Origin of the sequence: Halomonas organivorans (assembly GCF_014192055.1) — a bacterium.
GTDB lineage: Bacteria > Pseudomonadota > Gammaproteobacteria > Pseudomonadales > Halomonadaceae > Halomonas > Halomonas organivorans.
In genome coordinates this window covers 40,561-54,211 of the sequence record NZ_JACHXM010000018.1, presented here as the reverse complement: position 1 = coordinate 54,211, position 13,651 = coordinate 40,561, and the positions used below count along the sequence as shown (strand labels likewise).

At 63.1% G+C, this 13,651-nt stretch carries 20 protein-coding genes and 1 tRNA gene; 6 read left to right on the top strand and 15 right to left on the bottom strand.

Features of this window, described 5'->3' with window-relative positions; all coding sequences use genetic code 11:
• Nucleotides 1-197: 197 nt before the first annotated feature.
• Nucleotides 198-935: a fumarate/nitrate reduction transcriptional regulator Fnr gene (gene fnr, locus FHR96_RS15395; RefSeq protein ID WP_246392989.1), complete on the top strand. Its 738-nt coding sequence runs from the start codon at nucleotides 198-200 to the stop codon at nucleotides 933-935.
• Between the two features lie 230 nt (nucleotides 936-1,165).
• Here fnr and FHR96_RS15390 read toward each other — a convergent pair.
• From FHR96_RS15390 to FHR96_RS15340, 11 genes are all read right to left on the bottom strand, one after another.
• Nucleotides 1,166-1,239: transfer RNA gene (locus FHR96_RS15390), tRNA-Gly, on the bottom strand.
• 127 nt (nucleotides 1,240-1,366) lie between these two features.
• Nucleotides 1,367-2,377, bottom strand: coding sequence for a site-specific integrase (locus FHR96_RS15385; protein ID WP_183388602.1), 1,011 nt, complete (start codon nucleotides 2,375-2,377; stop codon nucleotides 1,367-1,369).
• Complete coding sequence (locus tag FHR96_RS15380; RefSeq protein ID WP_183388601.1) at nucleotides 2,374-2,598, bottom strand: DUF4224 domain-containing protein; 225 nt, start codon at nucleotides 2,596-2,598, stop codon at nucleotides 2,374-2,376. The genes FHR96_RS15385 and FHR96_RS15380 overlap by 4 nt, the downstream gene beginning before the upstream one ends.
• A 2-nt stretch (nucleotides 2,599-2,600) precedes the next feature.
• Nucleotides 2,601-3,119, bottom strand: coding sequence for a hypothetical protein (locus FHR96_RS15375; RefSeq protein ID WP_183388599.1), 519 nt, complete (start codon nucleotides 3,117-3,119; stop codon nucleotides 2,601-2,603).
• A gap of 899 nt (nucleotides 3,120-4,018) precedes the next feature.
• On the bottom strand, nucleotides 4,019-4,435 hold the full coding sequence (locus tag FHR96_RS15370; RefSeq protein ID WP_183388598.1) for a hypothetical protein: 417 nt from the start codon (nucleotides 4,433-4,435) through the stop codon (nucleotides 4,019-4,021).
• Between the two features lie 236 nt (nucleotides 4,436-4,671).
• Nucleotides 4,672-5,583, bottom strand: coding sequence for a recombination-associated protein RdgC (rdgC, locus tag FHR96_RS15365; protein ID WP_183388596.1), 912 nt, complete (start codon nucleotides 5,581-5,583; stop codon nucleotides 4,672-4,674).
• Nucleotides 5,584-5,819: 236 nt separating this feature from the next.
• On the bottom strand, nucleotides 5,820-6,521 hold the full coding sequence (locus tag FHR96_RS15360) for an ASCH domain-containing protein (RefSeq protein ID WP_183388594.1): 702 nt from the start codon (nucleotides 6,519-6,521) through the stop codon (nucleotides 5,820-5,822).
• Nucleotides 6,518-6,841 (bottom strand): hypothetical protein, encoded by a 324-nt coding sequence (locus tag FHR96_RS15355; RefSeq protein WP_183388593.1) that lies wholly within the window; start codon nucleotides 6,839-6,841, stop codon nucleotides 6,518-6,520. The genes FHR96_RS15360 and FHR96_RS15355 overlap by 4 nt, the downstream gene beginning before the upstream one ends.
• Nucleotides 6,842-6,852: 11 nt before the next feature.
• A complete protein-coding gene (locus tag FHR96_RS15350; RefSeq protein ID WP_221195845.1) occupies nucleotides 6,853-7,149 on the bottom strand; it encodes a hypothetical protein in 297 nt (98 codons plus the stop codon).
• Nucleotides 7,146-7,475, bottom strand: coding sequence for a hypothetical protein (locus FHR96_RS15345; protein ID WP_183388591.1), 330 nt, complete (start codon nucleotides 7,473-7,475; stop codon nucleotides 7,146-7,148). The genes FHR96_RS15350 and FHR96_RS15345 overlap by 4 nt, the downstream gene beginning before the upstream one ends.
• Nucleotides 7,472-7,876, bottom strand: coding sequence for a response regulator transcription factor (locus FHR96_RS15340; RefSeq protein ID WP_183388589.1), 405 nt, complete (start codon nucleotides 7,874-7,876; stop codon nucleotides 7,472-7,474). Before FHR96_RS15340 ends, FHR96_RS15345 begins: the two co-directional genes overlap by 4 nt.
• Nucleotides 7,877-8,114: 238 nt before the next feature.
• On the opposite strand from FHR96_RS15340, the gene FHR96_RS15335 reads away from it, so the two are divergent.
• Nucleotides 8,115-8,633 carry a hypothetical protein gene (locus FHR96_RS15335; RefSeq protein WP_183388587.1) on the top strand — a complete coding sequence of 173 codons (519 nt, stop codon included), beginning with the start codon at nucleotides 8,115-8,117 and terminating at the stop codon, nucleotides 8,631-8,633.
• A 108-nt stretch (nucleotides 8,634-8,741) separates the two neighbouring features.
• On the opposite strand, the gene FHR96_RS15330 is transcribed toward FHR96_RS15335, so the two are convergent.
• Genes FHR96_RS15330 through FHR96_RS15320 form a run of 3 tightly spaced genes read right to left on the bottom strand, consistent with a single transcriptional unit; the run spans nucleotide 8,742 to nucleotide 10,762 of the window.
• Nucleotides 8,742-9,494, bottom strand: coding sequence for a DUF1828 domain-containing protein (locus tag FHR96_RS15330; RefSeq protein ID WP_183388585.1), 753 nt, complete (start codon nucleotides 9,492-9,494; stop codon nucleotides 8,742-8,744).
• A 3-nt stretch (nucleotides 9,495-9,497) separates the two neighbouring features.
• On the bottom strand, nucleotides 9,498-10,010 hold the full coding sequence (locus FHR96_RS15325) for a hypothetical protein (protein ID WP_183388584.1): 513 nt from the start codon (nucleotides 10,008-10,010) through the stop codon (nucleotides 9,498-9,500).
• A 41-nt stretch (nucleotides 10,011-10,051) separates the two neighbouring features.
• Nucleotides 10,052-10,762, bottom strand: coding sequence for a LexA family protein (locus tag FHR96_RS15320; RefSeq protein ID WP_183388583.1), 711 nt, complete (start codon nucleotides 10,760-10,762; stop codon nucleotides 10,052-10,054).
• Nucleotides 10,763-10,868: 106 nt separating this feature from the next.
• Between FHR96_RS15320 and FHR96_RS15315 the strand changes: the two genes are divergently transcribed.
• Nucleotides 10,869-11,144: a hypothetical protein gene (locus FHR96_RS15315; protein WP_183388581.1), complete on the top strand. Its 276-nt coding sequence runs from the start codon at nucleotides 10,869-10,871 to the stop codon at nucleotides 11,142-11,144.
• A gap of 41 nt (nucleotides 11,145-11,185) precedes the next feature.
• Nucleotides 11,186-11,482, top strand: coding sequence for a hypothetical protein (locus FHR96_RS15310; protein ID WP_183388580.1), 297 nt, complete (start codon nucleotides 11,186-11,188; stop codon nucleotides 11,480-11,482).
• A gap of 173 nt (nucleotides 11,483-11,655) precedes the next feature.
• On the opposite strand, the gene FHR96_RS15305 is transcribed toward FHR96_RS15310, so the two are convergent.
• Nucleotides 11,656-11,883 carry a hypothetical protein gene (locus FHR96_RS15305; RefSeq protein WP_183388578.1) on the bottom strand — a complete coding sequence of 76 codons (228 nt, stop codon included), beginning with the start codon at nucleotides 11,881-11,883 and terminating at the stop codon, nucleotides 11,656-11,658.
• Nucleotides 11,884-11,960: 77 nt separating this feature from the next.
• Here FHR96_RS15305 and FHR96_RS15300 point away from each other — a divergent pair, with 77 nt between their 5' ends.
• Together FHR96_RS15300 and FHR96_RS15295 are read left to right on the top strand one after the other, a co-directional pair.
• On the top strand, nucleotides 11,961-12,962 hold the full coding sequence (locus FHR96_RS15300; RefSeq protein WP_183388577.1) for a DnaT-like ssDNA-binding domain-containing protein: 1,002 nt from the start codon (nucleotides 11,961-11,963) through the stop codon (nucleotides 12,960-12,962).
• Complete coding sequence (locus FHR96_RS15295) at nucleotides 12,883-13,650, top strand: hypothetical protein (protein WP_246392987.1); 768 nt, start codon at nucleotides 12,883-12,885, stop codon at nucleotides 13,648-13,650. Before FHR96_RS15300 ends, FHR96_RS15295 begins: the two co-directional genes overlap by 80 nt.
• Nucleotide 13,651: the final 1 nt, after the last annotated feature.

Genomic DNA, 13,651 nt, shown 5'->3' with positions numbered 1-13,651 from the left:
TTTCTTAACAAATGTTATAGATGCCTCTTTCTTGTCGACGGTAGCGTGGGCCAATGCCGCAGTGAATTCCTCCCGACAGTGCCTCTGCATGGCGGTGCAGAGCATCGATGCTGTTTGCGGTCGGGCGTCATGTATGGCGTATCAGTTTGGAACAGGCCATGTCTCGCGACGATAGTGATAAAAGCGGCAAGGCGTCGATGGCCATGGCCCCCGGGCAATGCTCTCCTCTCGAGGAGAGCCGCTGCCAGAGCTGTGGTCATCGCTCGCTGTGCCTTCCCCTGGCTCTCGGGCTCGAGGACCTGGATCAATTCGACACCATCATTCGTCGCCGTCCTCCCTTGAGGAAGGGCGAGTTGCTGTTTCGGCAGGGTAGCCCGTTCACCGGCGTTTATGCCGTGCGATCCGGAAGTCTCAAGCAACTCACCGCCGAGGGTGGCGGCGAGGAGCAGTTGACCCATTTCTATCTGCCCAGTGAACTGGTGGGGCTCGATGGCATCGACGAGGCCGCTTACGCCGGCTCGGTGATCGCCCTGGAAACCTCCACCGTCTGCGAGATTCCCTTCGACCGGCTCGATACGCTCTCCGAACGGATGCCTGTGCTGCGTGCCCAGCTCTACCGCTGCATGAGCAAGGAGATGCGCGAGGACCTGCGGATGATTCGACTGCTGTCGCACAAGACCGCCGACCAGCGGCTCGCGACCTTCTTCATCAGCATGTCCGACCGTTTTCGTCGGCGCGGCTACTCGCCCTACACGTTTCGGCTCTCGATGACGCGGGCGGATATCGGCAATTACCTGGGCCTGGCCGTGGAAACCGTCAGCCGCGTGCTGGGGCGCTTTCAGCAGCAGGGCCTGGTCGCTGCGGCCGGTCGTGAGATCCACATCCTCGATATGGACGTCCTGATCGCCGTCGGCGAGGAAAAGGGCGGTCGCTGACGCTTGCGCGGCACTCCTCTGCCTCGGAATCGAGCGTTGATGGCAGATATCCGCTAGCGGGCGACGCTTGCCGTTCCCACGCTTCATGGAGCGGCTTCCATGTATGGCAGAAATCTCGCCATACACGGGGCTCTGCGCTATGCCTGCTCATGTCAGGACATGTATGGAGCGGTAAAGCCTTGAGATTCGGTAGCTTGCGGGGTGCGGAGAAGCGAATCTGGAAGGGCCGTTGGAGCGGGTGAAGGGAATCGAACCCTCGTCTTAAGCTTGGGAAGCTTCTGCTCTACCATTGAGCTACACCCGCGAGGCGGATTTGATAGTAAATCCAATACCTTGGCCTTTGCAAGCTGTCTCACGTTTTTCTGATTTTTCCCTCGATAAGTGCTTGTTTCTGCGATTTTGCCTAGGGTGGCGTGAGACAGCCGGCCGGCCTATTTCACCGGCCGAATGGTGCGTTTCTTTCGACGGTAGTGCTGGCGCGTAATGCTCGGGTCGCTGTGGTCGAGCAGCTCCTGGGCGCGGCGTTCGTCCTCGGCGTCACTGCCCACCTTGGCTCGCAGGTCATGCCGGGTGAATGGCTCCTCCAGGTCGGTTTCCTTGATTGCCTGGCGCATGGTCTGCCGCCACTTGTCATCGAACGGCTGGCTCTTGCCGCTGGGGCTGACCTGGCAGCGGCCGAAGCGATTGGGCAGCAGGTAGAGCGAGGGTGCCGGCTTGCATGCCCTGGCCTGCTCGATGGCGGCGCGTAGAGCCTTGGTCATCTCGAACACGACCGGCCGGCTGTTCTTGCTGACGTGAATCGTCAGGGTTTCATCGGTGATGTGGGCTTCCATGATGCCCAGGCAGTCGCCCTTGCGAATACCGGTGAGCATGACGATGGCCGCAAAGGCCCGTTGTTGAGGCGTGGCCACGCTCTGCCAGGCGGCCAGCTCCCAGTCCTCGACGTAGCGATCCCGCTCTTTCTTTAAGCCATCCCGCTTGCCGAAGTACTTGACCGCCCCCTTGAGCGGGTTGCGCTCTATGATCCCCCAGCGCACCGCTGCGTTCATCACCTGGTTCAGCACCTTGAGGTCAGTGTTCGCCACCGACATGCCCTTGGCCTTGGCGAGGGCATCCATGTAGCGATAGGCCACTTTCGGCGTGATCGCCGCCACCGGGTTGTGGCCCAGGCCCTGGCGCAGACGGCGGATCGCCACCCCGTAGCCGTTTTGGGTGCTGATGCTGCGTTTCCCCAGCACCTCGACCTTGTAGCGATCGATGACACTGATCAGCTTCTCGCTCACCTGCAGTTCTTGGATGCCAGCGAATGTGCGCAACGCTTCGCTGTAGGTGCGGCCCAGGCGGTACCAACTTTTGTCGTCGAACAGCTCCCGTTCGCTATCCCTAGGCCGGTAGTAGTAGGCGCCGTGCTTGTAGGCCCAGCGCTTCGGCATGTCCTTCATGAATCGAGGAACCTCATGTTGATAGTCGCCTCCTCGTGGCGCGCGTCGTTGGCTGCCTCGCCGCCCAGGGCCTTCACTGCGGCGTCGCGTAGCACCACCGGCCATCCCTGGGCATTGACGCCGTAGGGGACGCCCAGGGCATCCAAGTGCTGGCGCTGGAGCGCGCGCTGGGCGCACCCCGTTAGCTCGCGCACTTCATCTCTGGAGAGTACCAAGCCCATCGTCAGTCTCCTGTGTGCCGGCGGCCGCCGTGGCCACGGCCGCCCCCATCTCGCCATTCCTGTTCACGCTGGACCCAGTCCGGCGGCTCCTTTTCCTTTTTCGCCTTCCTTGCCTGCAGTGCCTTCTGTACCTCGGGGAATGCCAGCACCTGGTCCCGCTGCTCGATGATCCGCGCCTGGCGCCGGATGATGCCGAGGGCGACGTCGGCCACCTGCCAGCGATCTTCCGGCGTCTCGCCGTCTTGGCGCACCTTCCCGAGCCCGAGGCACCCGCCACATGGGGCGGCCTTGTTGCCCTTGATCTGGTCGGTACCGGTGCCCATGCACACGGTGCAGTCGTCGGCGGCCACCTGGCGCCACTGCTTGCGCCAGTCCTCTAGGGTGGTAGCACCCTGAACGTCCTTGGTGAGATCGTGGTAGACGACCAGCGTCTGCCCTTGGAGCGGCCCGGTGCCGGGTGTCTCAGTGATCAAGGCGAAGCGCCCGCCCTGGAACTTGTGGGTGTGGGTGGGCTGGTTCATGCAGCCACCTTGAGTGCGCCTATCACGTCCCTAGCTACTGGTGGGCACACGGCATTGCCCAGCATGTGGAGGGGCAGGCTTTGCCTTTTGTGCTGGCGCTGACGAGTCAGAGCCCCGGCCCTGTGATGTAAGCCGACAAGGGCGAAGCGGCCGCCATTCAGGAGTGGTCGAAACGGTTGGGCCTGGGCTAGGGTGGTAGGCCCAATGATGGAGGTCCTTATGCAATGCCTTGTGTGCGGCGGTCTTGCCGAGGAGCTAGTCAGCTGCGGAGACCTCCGGGGATGGGATTGCCCCGAATGCGGTCCATATCGCGTCTCGGGTACGCTACTCATTTTGCTAAGTCGGCGTCGTTTTGACATAGGGAAAACTCGATCCAGGCTAGAGGAGGCTCGTCAGGAGTACGACACGCCCACCCTCAGTACGCTTGATGAAGATTTGCTGCATGAGCGAGGGGGCTTTAACTAGCACATCGTTTCGTCCGTGACTCCATAGTGAGGCCGCCAATCAGTGGTGGTTGGGGCGGATGGGCTGGACTAACTTGAGGTTCCAGACGGGGATGGAGGTGTTGAAAAATGAGAGAAACGTCGACGAATTACGGGGAGTGGCGCGGGTACCACTACAGCGTGCGTGTTTCTGAAGTTGTCCACCCATCTGGCGGATCGACTCCGGTGGCTGAATATTGGATTGCCGACAATAGAGGATCGCTGTGCGGGCACAAGATGATCGCAGATGAAGAAGCAGAAACTTACGAAGCAACCCTAGAAATCGGGGAGCGCCACGCGAGGGCCGCGATCGACAAGGTCCTCGATTAGCCTTAGCCCAACCTCTTCGCCTGCCGCTGGACTCTTCTCTTGGCACCAGGCTCGGGCTGTCGAGCCTGGTGAACAGATCGATAGCTATCATGCGCTCTTCCTTTTTTCGTGCTGGCGATTGGAGGCCTTGCGCCGCTTCTTGGCGGCGTCGATCCGGCCGATGGTCATGCGCGGCCACGACTGCCAGAGCTCATCGCCCATAGCGGTGCGCAGCGCCTTGATCTCGATGCCGATGTCGTGCGCGAGAGCGGTACGAGGCAGGCGCCGCTCGCGGTACCAGAGGGCTATCCGCGCGAGGGGCTTGCCGTGCTGGCGCTCGAAGCGGGCGATGCACGCCTGGCTGCTGCGGTTGGGGTGAACCAGGCCGCGCTCGGCGGCTCGGGTCTTCACGGCATAGATGCTGTGCCCGGTGTGCTGGGCTATCTCATCCAGCGGCACGCCATCGGGATAATCCCGATCGAGGATGGCGTGCTGTCGCGTGGTCCATTCTTTCCAGGTGCGCATTGCGACCTCCTCGTGTTGCCAAGCCAGTGGTCAAGCAATCCTTGACGACTGCTTCACCGCTGCCCTGAAAAAGCCCGGCCCGAAGGCCGGGAAGCGCAGGGAACTGATGGGGTGCTGGCGCTCGGGCAATGGTGAGAACCCGTCACCAGCTGCCGGCGTTTTGCTCGTGATCCCCGTGGCACTGGCCGGCGATGCCTGGGGCGAGGCCCTGGTGCGACCAGGGCGACCGGAGAGTGTTAGGCGGCCTGCTCTTGCTCTTCCTGGTAGCCGAGGAGGTCGCAGAGTTCTTTCACCACATCGGTGATCTGCTCGACTTCATCCAGAGCTGTCATGCGCCAGGCGTGGGCAGCGTCATCGGCGTCCTCTGACTCGTCGTCTTCGATGGGGCTGAAGTTGATGGACTTGAGGCGGAACTGGCTTGTGAGGCGGAAGTGCATGCGGCTGAGCACCATGCCGAGATCCTCGACCTGATAGCCTGCCTCCAGCTGCTCGAGCAGTTCGTGGTTGTTCGCCACGTCGGTGCCGGCATAGGTCACCTTCTCGACCTCGTCGAAGCGCCGGACGAGCTGGGCGTGATCGTCGATCCCCAGGCGCCCGAACGGTGCCTCAACGTCGCCACTGATAAGCTGCCGCAGGCGAGTGGTGACGCCGTGCTTGATGTCGCTGACATGGATCGTCTCGGTCTTCACGCTGCCGATCAGCTGGATCAGCGTCTGGGCGAGGCGGTCGGCCTTGGGCTTGCCTGCGGTATCTACGATCAGAAGCTGTTCTGCGGCGTGGTAGAACGCCCAGGTGTAGGTGGTGCTGGTCAACGCCTGGGCGCAGAGCGCGAGGAAAACCTCTTCCTTGATGGCGGTGCGGGACTTCCTGGGCAGCTTCTCGCCGTTGCGCTCCTCGATCTCGGCGACCTGCTTGTCCGTCTCGGCCTGGACGACGGCCGGCGGGACGATCTTCTCGTCGGTGCGCAGGCGCAGGGCGAAGCCTCCGGGGAAGTCGGTCACCAGGTCGCCGGTGGTTTCGTTCGCTACGAAACAGCTGCGGCGGTACTCCAGGTCATTCAGCTCCCGCCACTCGATTTCCTGGAGGTGCTGGCGCACCGCGTCGATGCTGGGAAGTTCGGCCTTGAAGACGATGGCGTTCTTGATCATGTTGGGTTTCCTCAATGTTGCTCAGGCGACAGCTGGTAGGCCGCCGGCTGGTCATCGAATAGGTCAGTGGCGGCGGGGATCAGCACACCCTGCTCGGCGAGCGCTTCGATCGTGCGGTAGTGAACTGGCGTGCCGTCGAATAGGCGCCACCCCCCCCCCATGCAAGTGGTGAACGAGCTGGCTGCGTGCCTGCAGGGCTGTGATGAGGCGCTTCTGTGGCTTGGTGAGGCGGAGAGTCATGCGGCTATCTCCTGCGCATCGAGGCGGCGGAACTCGACGACCCAGACCCAGGGGTTGGCGTCCCAGCTGTCGGGGCCGTTGATGCGTTTCCAGAGGAATCGAAAGGCTCGGCGCGGATTGTCGTGCCATGGAAGGCGGGCGGCGGCAGCTTCCGCCTCGCCGTCAACGCCCTCGGCTAGAGCATCGGTCTCGCTGATGTCCTGCAGCCGCTCGACGCGCACGGCGGTCACTTCGAGCAGGATGCGGCAGGCCCAGCGCGGCATGTGAATGGAGGGCCTCCAGCGTGCGACAACCTCGTCCTCATGGGCGTCGAAAAACTCGCAAGAGTCGCCGGAGGCGCGATAGGAGCAGTGCGCTGGGTCCTCGTAGGTGGAAAGGTCTTTGGCCCAGGTTGGGTGTTCCATCATCTCGTCTTCGCTGACCAGTGGCCCTTGCCACGCCTCCCGCACCCACAGCCGGTCGCCGGGCTGGCCGTAGGGGCAACCCACGTACATCGTGTCTCGGAAGTGGTACTCGGACTCCTTGATGCCCCAGCTGAACTTCCCCTCATCCTTCCGGCGGGAAGACTCAATCACGTAGCCCTTGAACGAATGCGTGGCCGGCGGCTGCGGCTTCACCAGCCGCCGCGTCTGCGTCTTCCGGCCGTCGAGCAGGGCGCGGACCATCTCGTCGTTGAACAGGATCGGACGTTCCTTCATTCCAGCACCTCCGCATCGTCCACCGGGGTCATCAGGGCGAGGGCCAGCGCGGTGGCTGGCTTCACTGCCAGCAGCACGATCTCTGCCTCCTCGGTCTCCCAGCGGCCCAGCTCGGTGAACCCATCCGGCACGTCGAAGTCCAGTCCCTCCAGGTAGGCGTCCGGGTCTTCGGTGAAGCGCTGATGCTCCTCCGGCATGTCATCCGGGCAGGGCGACTCCACGCTCTCGACGTGAACCTCGAATCCCATCGGCTCGAGCACGTGCTTGATGGGGCGCTCATCGAGGAGCGGGTGGGCTGTCAGCTGGTCGATCAGTCGCATGATGGCTCTCCTCAGAACTGCACCAGCTGGCGCTGGGCGGTGTGATCCATGGGTTGCACGCGGGCAGGGCACTGCTCGTCGGCGATCTGGCGGTAATCGGGCTGCCCAGCGCGGCGGTTCAACGGCACACCGCGCTCGACCTCTGAACGCCACAGGGCGACGTCCTGGCAATACTGGCGGTGCGCCTCGCTGGCCACCTGGGTGTCGATGCGGGTGACTGCTGCCATGGCGAGCATGCCGGCGGCGGCCATGACCAGGGCGGCGAACCCACCAACGATGCCGCCGGTGTTGCGGTCTGTGCGTGTCATGCGCATGGGGTGGCTCCCTCGTTGGCCATCAGGGCATTCAGGTGATCGAGCATGGCGCCCAGGTTGGCGCGGGCTTCACTGCTGGCCTCGGCGACCGTCATGCCGCTGGCGCTGGGAAACATGACCTCCCGAAGGCTGGCGGTGATGCGGGTGGTGTCCTTGCTGGTGGTGGCGCAGCACCCCGGACGGGTCACCAGCTCGAACACCGCGTAACCCTGGCCGACGTCCAGTTCGCAGCGCACGCTTGTATGCCCCTGCAGGGCGAGGTCGGTGGCGCGGTCTTGGATGCCGGCCATCAGGAATCGAAGGTGGCTCGGGATATTCATGCGATCAGCTCCCCCAGGTCCGGTCCGCGGCCACCTGAGGCGGCGCGGGCGGTGACAGTGGTCTGCTGGCGCGTGCGCACCGGCATGCGGGCTCGCAGGCTCTGGCCATGGAGGTCGGCGCACATCAGCAGGATCACGATCGGGGCAATCCAGGTACGCCGCAGGCCCTTCACGATGGCGTCAGCGGCGCGGGTGGCGTTCAGCCGGTAGTAGATGGCCTCGGCGGTGCTCTTCACGGTGGCCGGGCTGATGCCGCGCTCCCGGGCGATTTCCTTCTGCGTCATGCCGGCGGCGAGGCCGGCGAGTACCATGGCCTGCTTGGCGGTGGGCCAGCTCGACCCGCGGCCGCCGATGCGGCAGCGAAAGCCGGCGAACTCGATGTGCTGTGGTGCGTGATCCATGAGATGTCCCCTCATCCATGTCGTTACCTGGTGAGGTAACTATTACCCACGGGTAATTATCAGGTCAATACCTGTAGGTAATTTTTTGGTGAGCAGGCACAAAAATCCCACCCCATGGGCGGGCTATTGGCTATGTCTATGACCTAAGTCTATTGAGGCGATAAGTGGAGTCGGGTTAGCATCTTTCGCCCGGGTGAACCCCGGGAATGAAGATAATACCTACTACGCAAGGGAACTTATGAAAATCAAGGGGATGGCTGTCGCGGTTGCCGCGGCTAGCGTGATGACGCTCAGCGGTTGCGCGAGCATTGTGGGAGACAAGGAACAGGCGATCACCATCAATAGTACGCCGTCACAGGCGGATGTGGTGATTACCGACGAGCGCAGCATGGACGTGTTCGAGGGTCAGACCCCGACTACCGTGACCCTGCGCAAATCGGATGGCAGCTACTTCGGCGGCAAGGACTACAGCGTCACCATCAGCAAGGATGGATACCAGTCCCGCACGGTGGCGATCTCCAGCTCACCAAATGGCTGGTACATCGGGGGCAACCTGGTGTTCGGTGGTCTGATCGGCTGGCTGATCGTGGATCCGCTGACCGGTTCCATGTATTCACTGAGTCCGAACGAGATCAACACCAGCTTGGGTGAGAGCGTGGCCACCGCCGAGGATGGCAGCCAGGCGCTAAACATCGTGCTGGTGCAGGATGTGCCGCAGGAGCTGCGCGGCGACATGCAGCTGCTTGGCCAGCTGTAAACCAGCCGGTGGAACGAGAGAGGCCCGCGCCGGTTGGTGCGGGCCTTTTCGTTCGCGCATGAAAACCCGCCTGTAGGGCGAATTGAGACTGTGTCGAAGCCTCGCCGGTCAGTGCAAGGGGAGGGTGCCGGCGGCCCGGTGCTGAAGATCGGACAGCAGGGTAGCATGGGTCATGCGCCCCAGAACATCGCGCTCGGCTTCGGCCTTGAGCCGCGATGAACGGTCATCAATCACGAACAGCATGTCCGGGGTGTCCTCGTCACTTTGGAGCATCAACACTTTGCGAAGTCGGCTGTTGATGCTTTGGGCATTGGGGCGCAACGCATCCACGTAAGTGCTGCCCCAGCGAAGATCGAATCTGACTTCGCCTGAAGGGGTACTGAGTGTCGGCGAACGGATGACCTCTCGACTTGGCTCCAAGAAGTGCAGCAGCCGTTCCACTTCCTCCGTTAAACTGAAGTCCTGGTCGCCTTCGGTATAGTGCTCGCGCTCCCAGGCGATCAGCGCCGAGTAAAGCTGTAACAGCCTGTCGACGTGGCTTCCCAGTCGCTCTCGAGGAAACACAGCTGTCAGCTCGCCGTGCTCGGTGAGTTCGAAGCCGTATTCATTGGCCAGACTGATTAACCCCTTCCAACGACGTTTGTCTTCCAAGGCGTAGCCAATGCGATGAAAGTGGCTAAGGGTGTCGCCATCATCCGATAGGCGCAGACGACCACCGGGTTCCTCAAAGACGTAGATGTCACAGGGATGCCCCGTCGCGAATGTCACCGGCAGGGAAACGTACAGGCATGGTGTACCCTTGCTCGCCTTGATGGGCGTGCATCGCCAGCCTGATGCCTTGAAAAACTCGGTGCATTCCATGGTTCACCCGAACAAGTCGTCTCCGAAGGGGGGAAGGAGGATGGTAGAAGTATGGCCGAGCCAGGCTAGCTTGCCAAAGCGGCGGGCCCAGTCTCTCCAGTGGTCTCGCTCCGGCGGGACGCGCCATTCTCGCACACAATAGCTGCCGGCGCGTTTGTCGCCGAGCTGTACGTGGGTGCCGTAGATGTCCGTACCGTCTGGCTCAGCGTGGGTACGTTTCCAAACCTCGTCAATTTCGACACACAAAACTCGCCGATGTTGGCCCTTGGGTATCGGATCACGCCACATCAACTGGAAGTCGTACGTCTCTCGCCCCGTGCGTATGCCCAGGCGGTATTCGGCCTTGAAGTAGAGGTTTGGCATCGTTTCGCGCCGGGAATTTAACACCTGGGCGCGTAGCCACAGGGTGTTGGGTTGCTTCTCGCGCCACTCCTGGTGCTCCGGCTGGATCGCAAGGTACTTAACCTGTTGGCACCAGGCATGACAGTCATCGATCCATGTTGGGGCTTTCGTCATGCCTCTCTCCCTCGCGCGCTATCTCCTGCCAGGTGTGTAGTTCATAGCCGCGTCTTGGCCTCCACGGCCACGCCGAGGATCCGGCAGTTACCGTTGATGGGGATCAGCGGGTAGGCCGGGTTGAGTGCCTTCAGGTAGCGCTGCCCACTGTCCTCGATCAGCTGCTTGAAGGTGGCCTCGTTGCTGTCGGCCAGCAGGGCGGCCACCAGCTTGCCAGGCGCAGCCTCGATGCCGGTATCGAACAGCACCAAGGTGCCTTCGGGGACGCTGGGGCGCATGCCAGGCGGGGCGGTCATGGAGTCGCCTTGCACCTCCAACCAGAAGGCCTTGCCTTGGGCGCGGTAGTCGGTGGACTCCTCGTGCGGCTCGGCACCGGGCTCGTAGGGCGTGACGCATTCCGTCCAGGCGCCGGCCTGCACCCGGCTGATCACTGGATAGCGGTGGTAGTGCAGCGGCTGCGGGGCTTCGCGAATATTGGTGACCGACGCTCCCTCACTATTTGGGCGCTCACTCGCTTGAGGCACTGCCTCCGTGGTTTCCCGATCCATCCAGCCATTGGGAAGGGCCAGCGCCTTCTCGATGTGCCGTGCGAAGTCCTCGCCGATCTTCTTTCGGTGGGCCTTGTCGCTCAAGCAGCGGGATATATAGCTCGGCTCACGCTCGATGGCATGAGCCAGGGCGGCTTTCTTCCCCTCGAACCGCTCATTGAGCAAGGCCCGCAGGTTGTCACGGCGTAGGTCGGCAATGTTCATGTGGCTATATTCGGGCACTGTTACTCATAGGTAAATTACCCTCAGGTATTGACTAAATGATTACCCATGGGTAATCCTTTCGGGCAGCAACCAAAGGAGCTGCCCCATGAAGACCCGCCATGAAGGCCTGCTTTGCTGGCTGAGGAACGCCAGTGATAAGCAGGTCTCCGCCACTGGCACCACGCGTGCCTATCTCAAGCAGATCGCCTATGGCCACAAGCCAGCATCCCCAGAGATCGCAGTGCGTGTCGAAGTGGCTTCCTACGGTGCGGCAACTCGCAAGTCTCTTCGGCCGGATGATTGGCATGTCCTGTGGCCGGAGCTGCTTTCTTCCCATGCCCCAAAGCTTACGCCCGGCCGGGCTCCGGCAACGACCGCCTGACCGGGGTGGATAGCCATACAGGAAAAGGACAGGGGGACGAGATGACTGCCGCATTGATGCTGCCGAGCTACGGGAATAGCTCACGCACTGACTTAATCCTCGAGGTGGCCAGCCTCGGGCTTGCCGTTGAGAACGCGCTGCACGAGCTGGGGCCGGCCGGTGAGGCCCGCGCCCGGGCGCAGTTCCATCACGCCATGGCATCGCTGCTGGCGCTGGTGGAAGCCGAGCAGGAAGACGACGAGGCCCGAGAGCGGGTTGTCGAGAACTGGAGCCACCACGCGCAGCTGGTAGAGGAGTACAAGGCCGAGCTGGCGCAGCTCGAGGGAGAAACGCTGTGATGGAAGAGCTTCTTTACCTGGCCGCTGGGCTGGCGCTCGGTGCCTGCTTGGGGCGGCGGCGCAAGCCAGCCCGGTCATTCTCGGTAAGGCCTGAGCCATTGCCATGCGCGATGTTTTCGTCAGACACGTCGCCGGAGGAGCGAATTCGCTGGCTCCGCTGGATGGCAGATCGGCTAGAGGCCGAACAGGCGAAGGATGAGGGTAGTGATGATGCCAGCTAACACGCCCACGGCCACATCAGGCGTCCATCTCTTGAGGTGGGGCCGAATGGCCTCCCAGCGCGCCCGGAGCGGAGGTACAACCGGGAAGAAGCCAATGATCTGTGAGTCATCAATGACCTCGATGTCTTTCTCCCAGTGCTTGGCTTTCCAGCGCTTCCACCATTCCTTGAGCCGTCTCATGCCGATCCTTCAGCGGGGTGTGGGCAAGCTCAGCTTATCAGTGGGCACCGAGACCTTCTATTCGCCTGGAGGTGGCCATGTCGGTTGAAGCTACTTCCTGGGCCCTCCACCAGCAGGCTGTCACCGACCCTGGCGCCCGGGCGGTGCTTTTCGGCCTGGCCAATCATGCCAACCACGAAGGTCGCCATGCCTTCCCGAGCGTCGACCTGCTGCGCCGCTATACCGGCTTGGGCCGTCGCACGGTGATCGCCAAGCTCAAGCTGCTTCAGGAAGAAGGGCTGATCCGCAAGGGCAACCAGCGGGTTGCCGCGGCGATCATCGATCGGGCAGACCGTCGCCCCACGGTATATGACCTGGCACTGGGGGTGGGGCTGGAGGACCTCGAGCCGGTCGGCGACGAGCAGGAACCGGACATGCCCATCGAGCCGGGTGCAAATGCTGCACCCCGTGGAAAGGACTCGCGGGGTGCACAGGATGCACCCCGTGAAGAGAACGGGGTGCAGAATTCTGCCAACGGGGTGCAAATGACGACGCTACGGGGTGCAGGAGCTGCACCCGAAACGTCCTTAACCAACCCCTACTCTCTCTCCGGCGCGAGCGGCAATCCGAACGAGCACCAGGTGTTCGGCCAGGCTGCCGGTCGTGATGACGATGGCCAGCCGCCGGCCAGTGATCACCGCTTCGCCATGACACTCGACTGGCAGCCCGAGCCCGAGGCGTTCGCCATGGCCTGCCAGCGTGCTTGCCTGGCTGCCGACACCGAGTACACCCCGGCCCAGCTTGCCAAGTTCACCGCTCACCACGCCGATGCCCCAGGCCGCCGTCACGGACAGGCCGCCTGGCTCGCCAAGTTCGTCGACTGGATCCGCAACGATGACCGCCGCGCTCAGGCTGCGAAGAGCGCCACCACGGGAGGACAGCCTCATGGAAACCGCACAGGACATGCTGGCCAGCGTCAGCGCTTCGCCAACCTCAGCGCCGCGGAAGCTCGTCGCATCGTTGAGCAACGCCGCCGAGAGCAAGCAGCGGGCCCGTCAGGGGGCGAGGTCTACGACGGGGACACTGGCCCCGGTCACTGAGCAAACCATCGACTGGCTGTTCGATGCCCTGGGCCAGCTCTATGGCGTGCACTGGCGTCGTCGTTGCGCTGATGCCGGCTGGGGCGAGGAGGTCGAGGGCCAGTGGGTTTGCCTCGACGTCACCGGCGAGTGGCTGCGGGCCCTGCAGCACCTGAGCGAAGCCCACGTGACCTGCGGGCTGGCTGCCCTGAACGAGGCTGCCGCCACTGCCGTGGCCGAGGGGCGTACCGCCTGGCCACCGGATAGCCCGATGCTGTTCGCCAAGGGCTGTCGCCTGCGTCCGGAGCCGTTGGGGCTGCCGAGCACCGAGGAGGCTTGGCGCAACGTCCAGGAGCATGCCTTCGCCGGAAAGCCGTTCCTTCATGACGCCGTGGCGGCCGCCGCCGAGCACGTCGACCTGCACAACCTGCGTAGCGCGAGTTACCACCAGCTCGGCGAGCACCGCCGGCAGTTCCAGCACTACTACGCCAGCGGCAATCGAGACTGCGTTGTTGAGCGGGTAGCGCGGGGCGACAGCATGCGCCCCCGGGCGTCCCTGGAGCACGACGCCAAGCGGGGCCGTGCCGAATTGGCCGAGCGGGCGGGGCGCGAGGAGGCACAACAGCGCGTGGCCGATGCCGGGCTGCCGCAAAGCATGAACGCCGACCAGGGGCTCCGGTTTCTGCGGGCCGCCTTGGCGAGGGGATGAC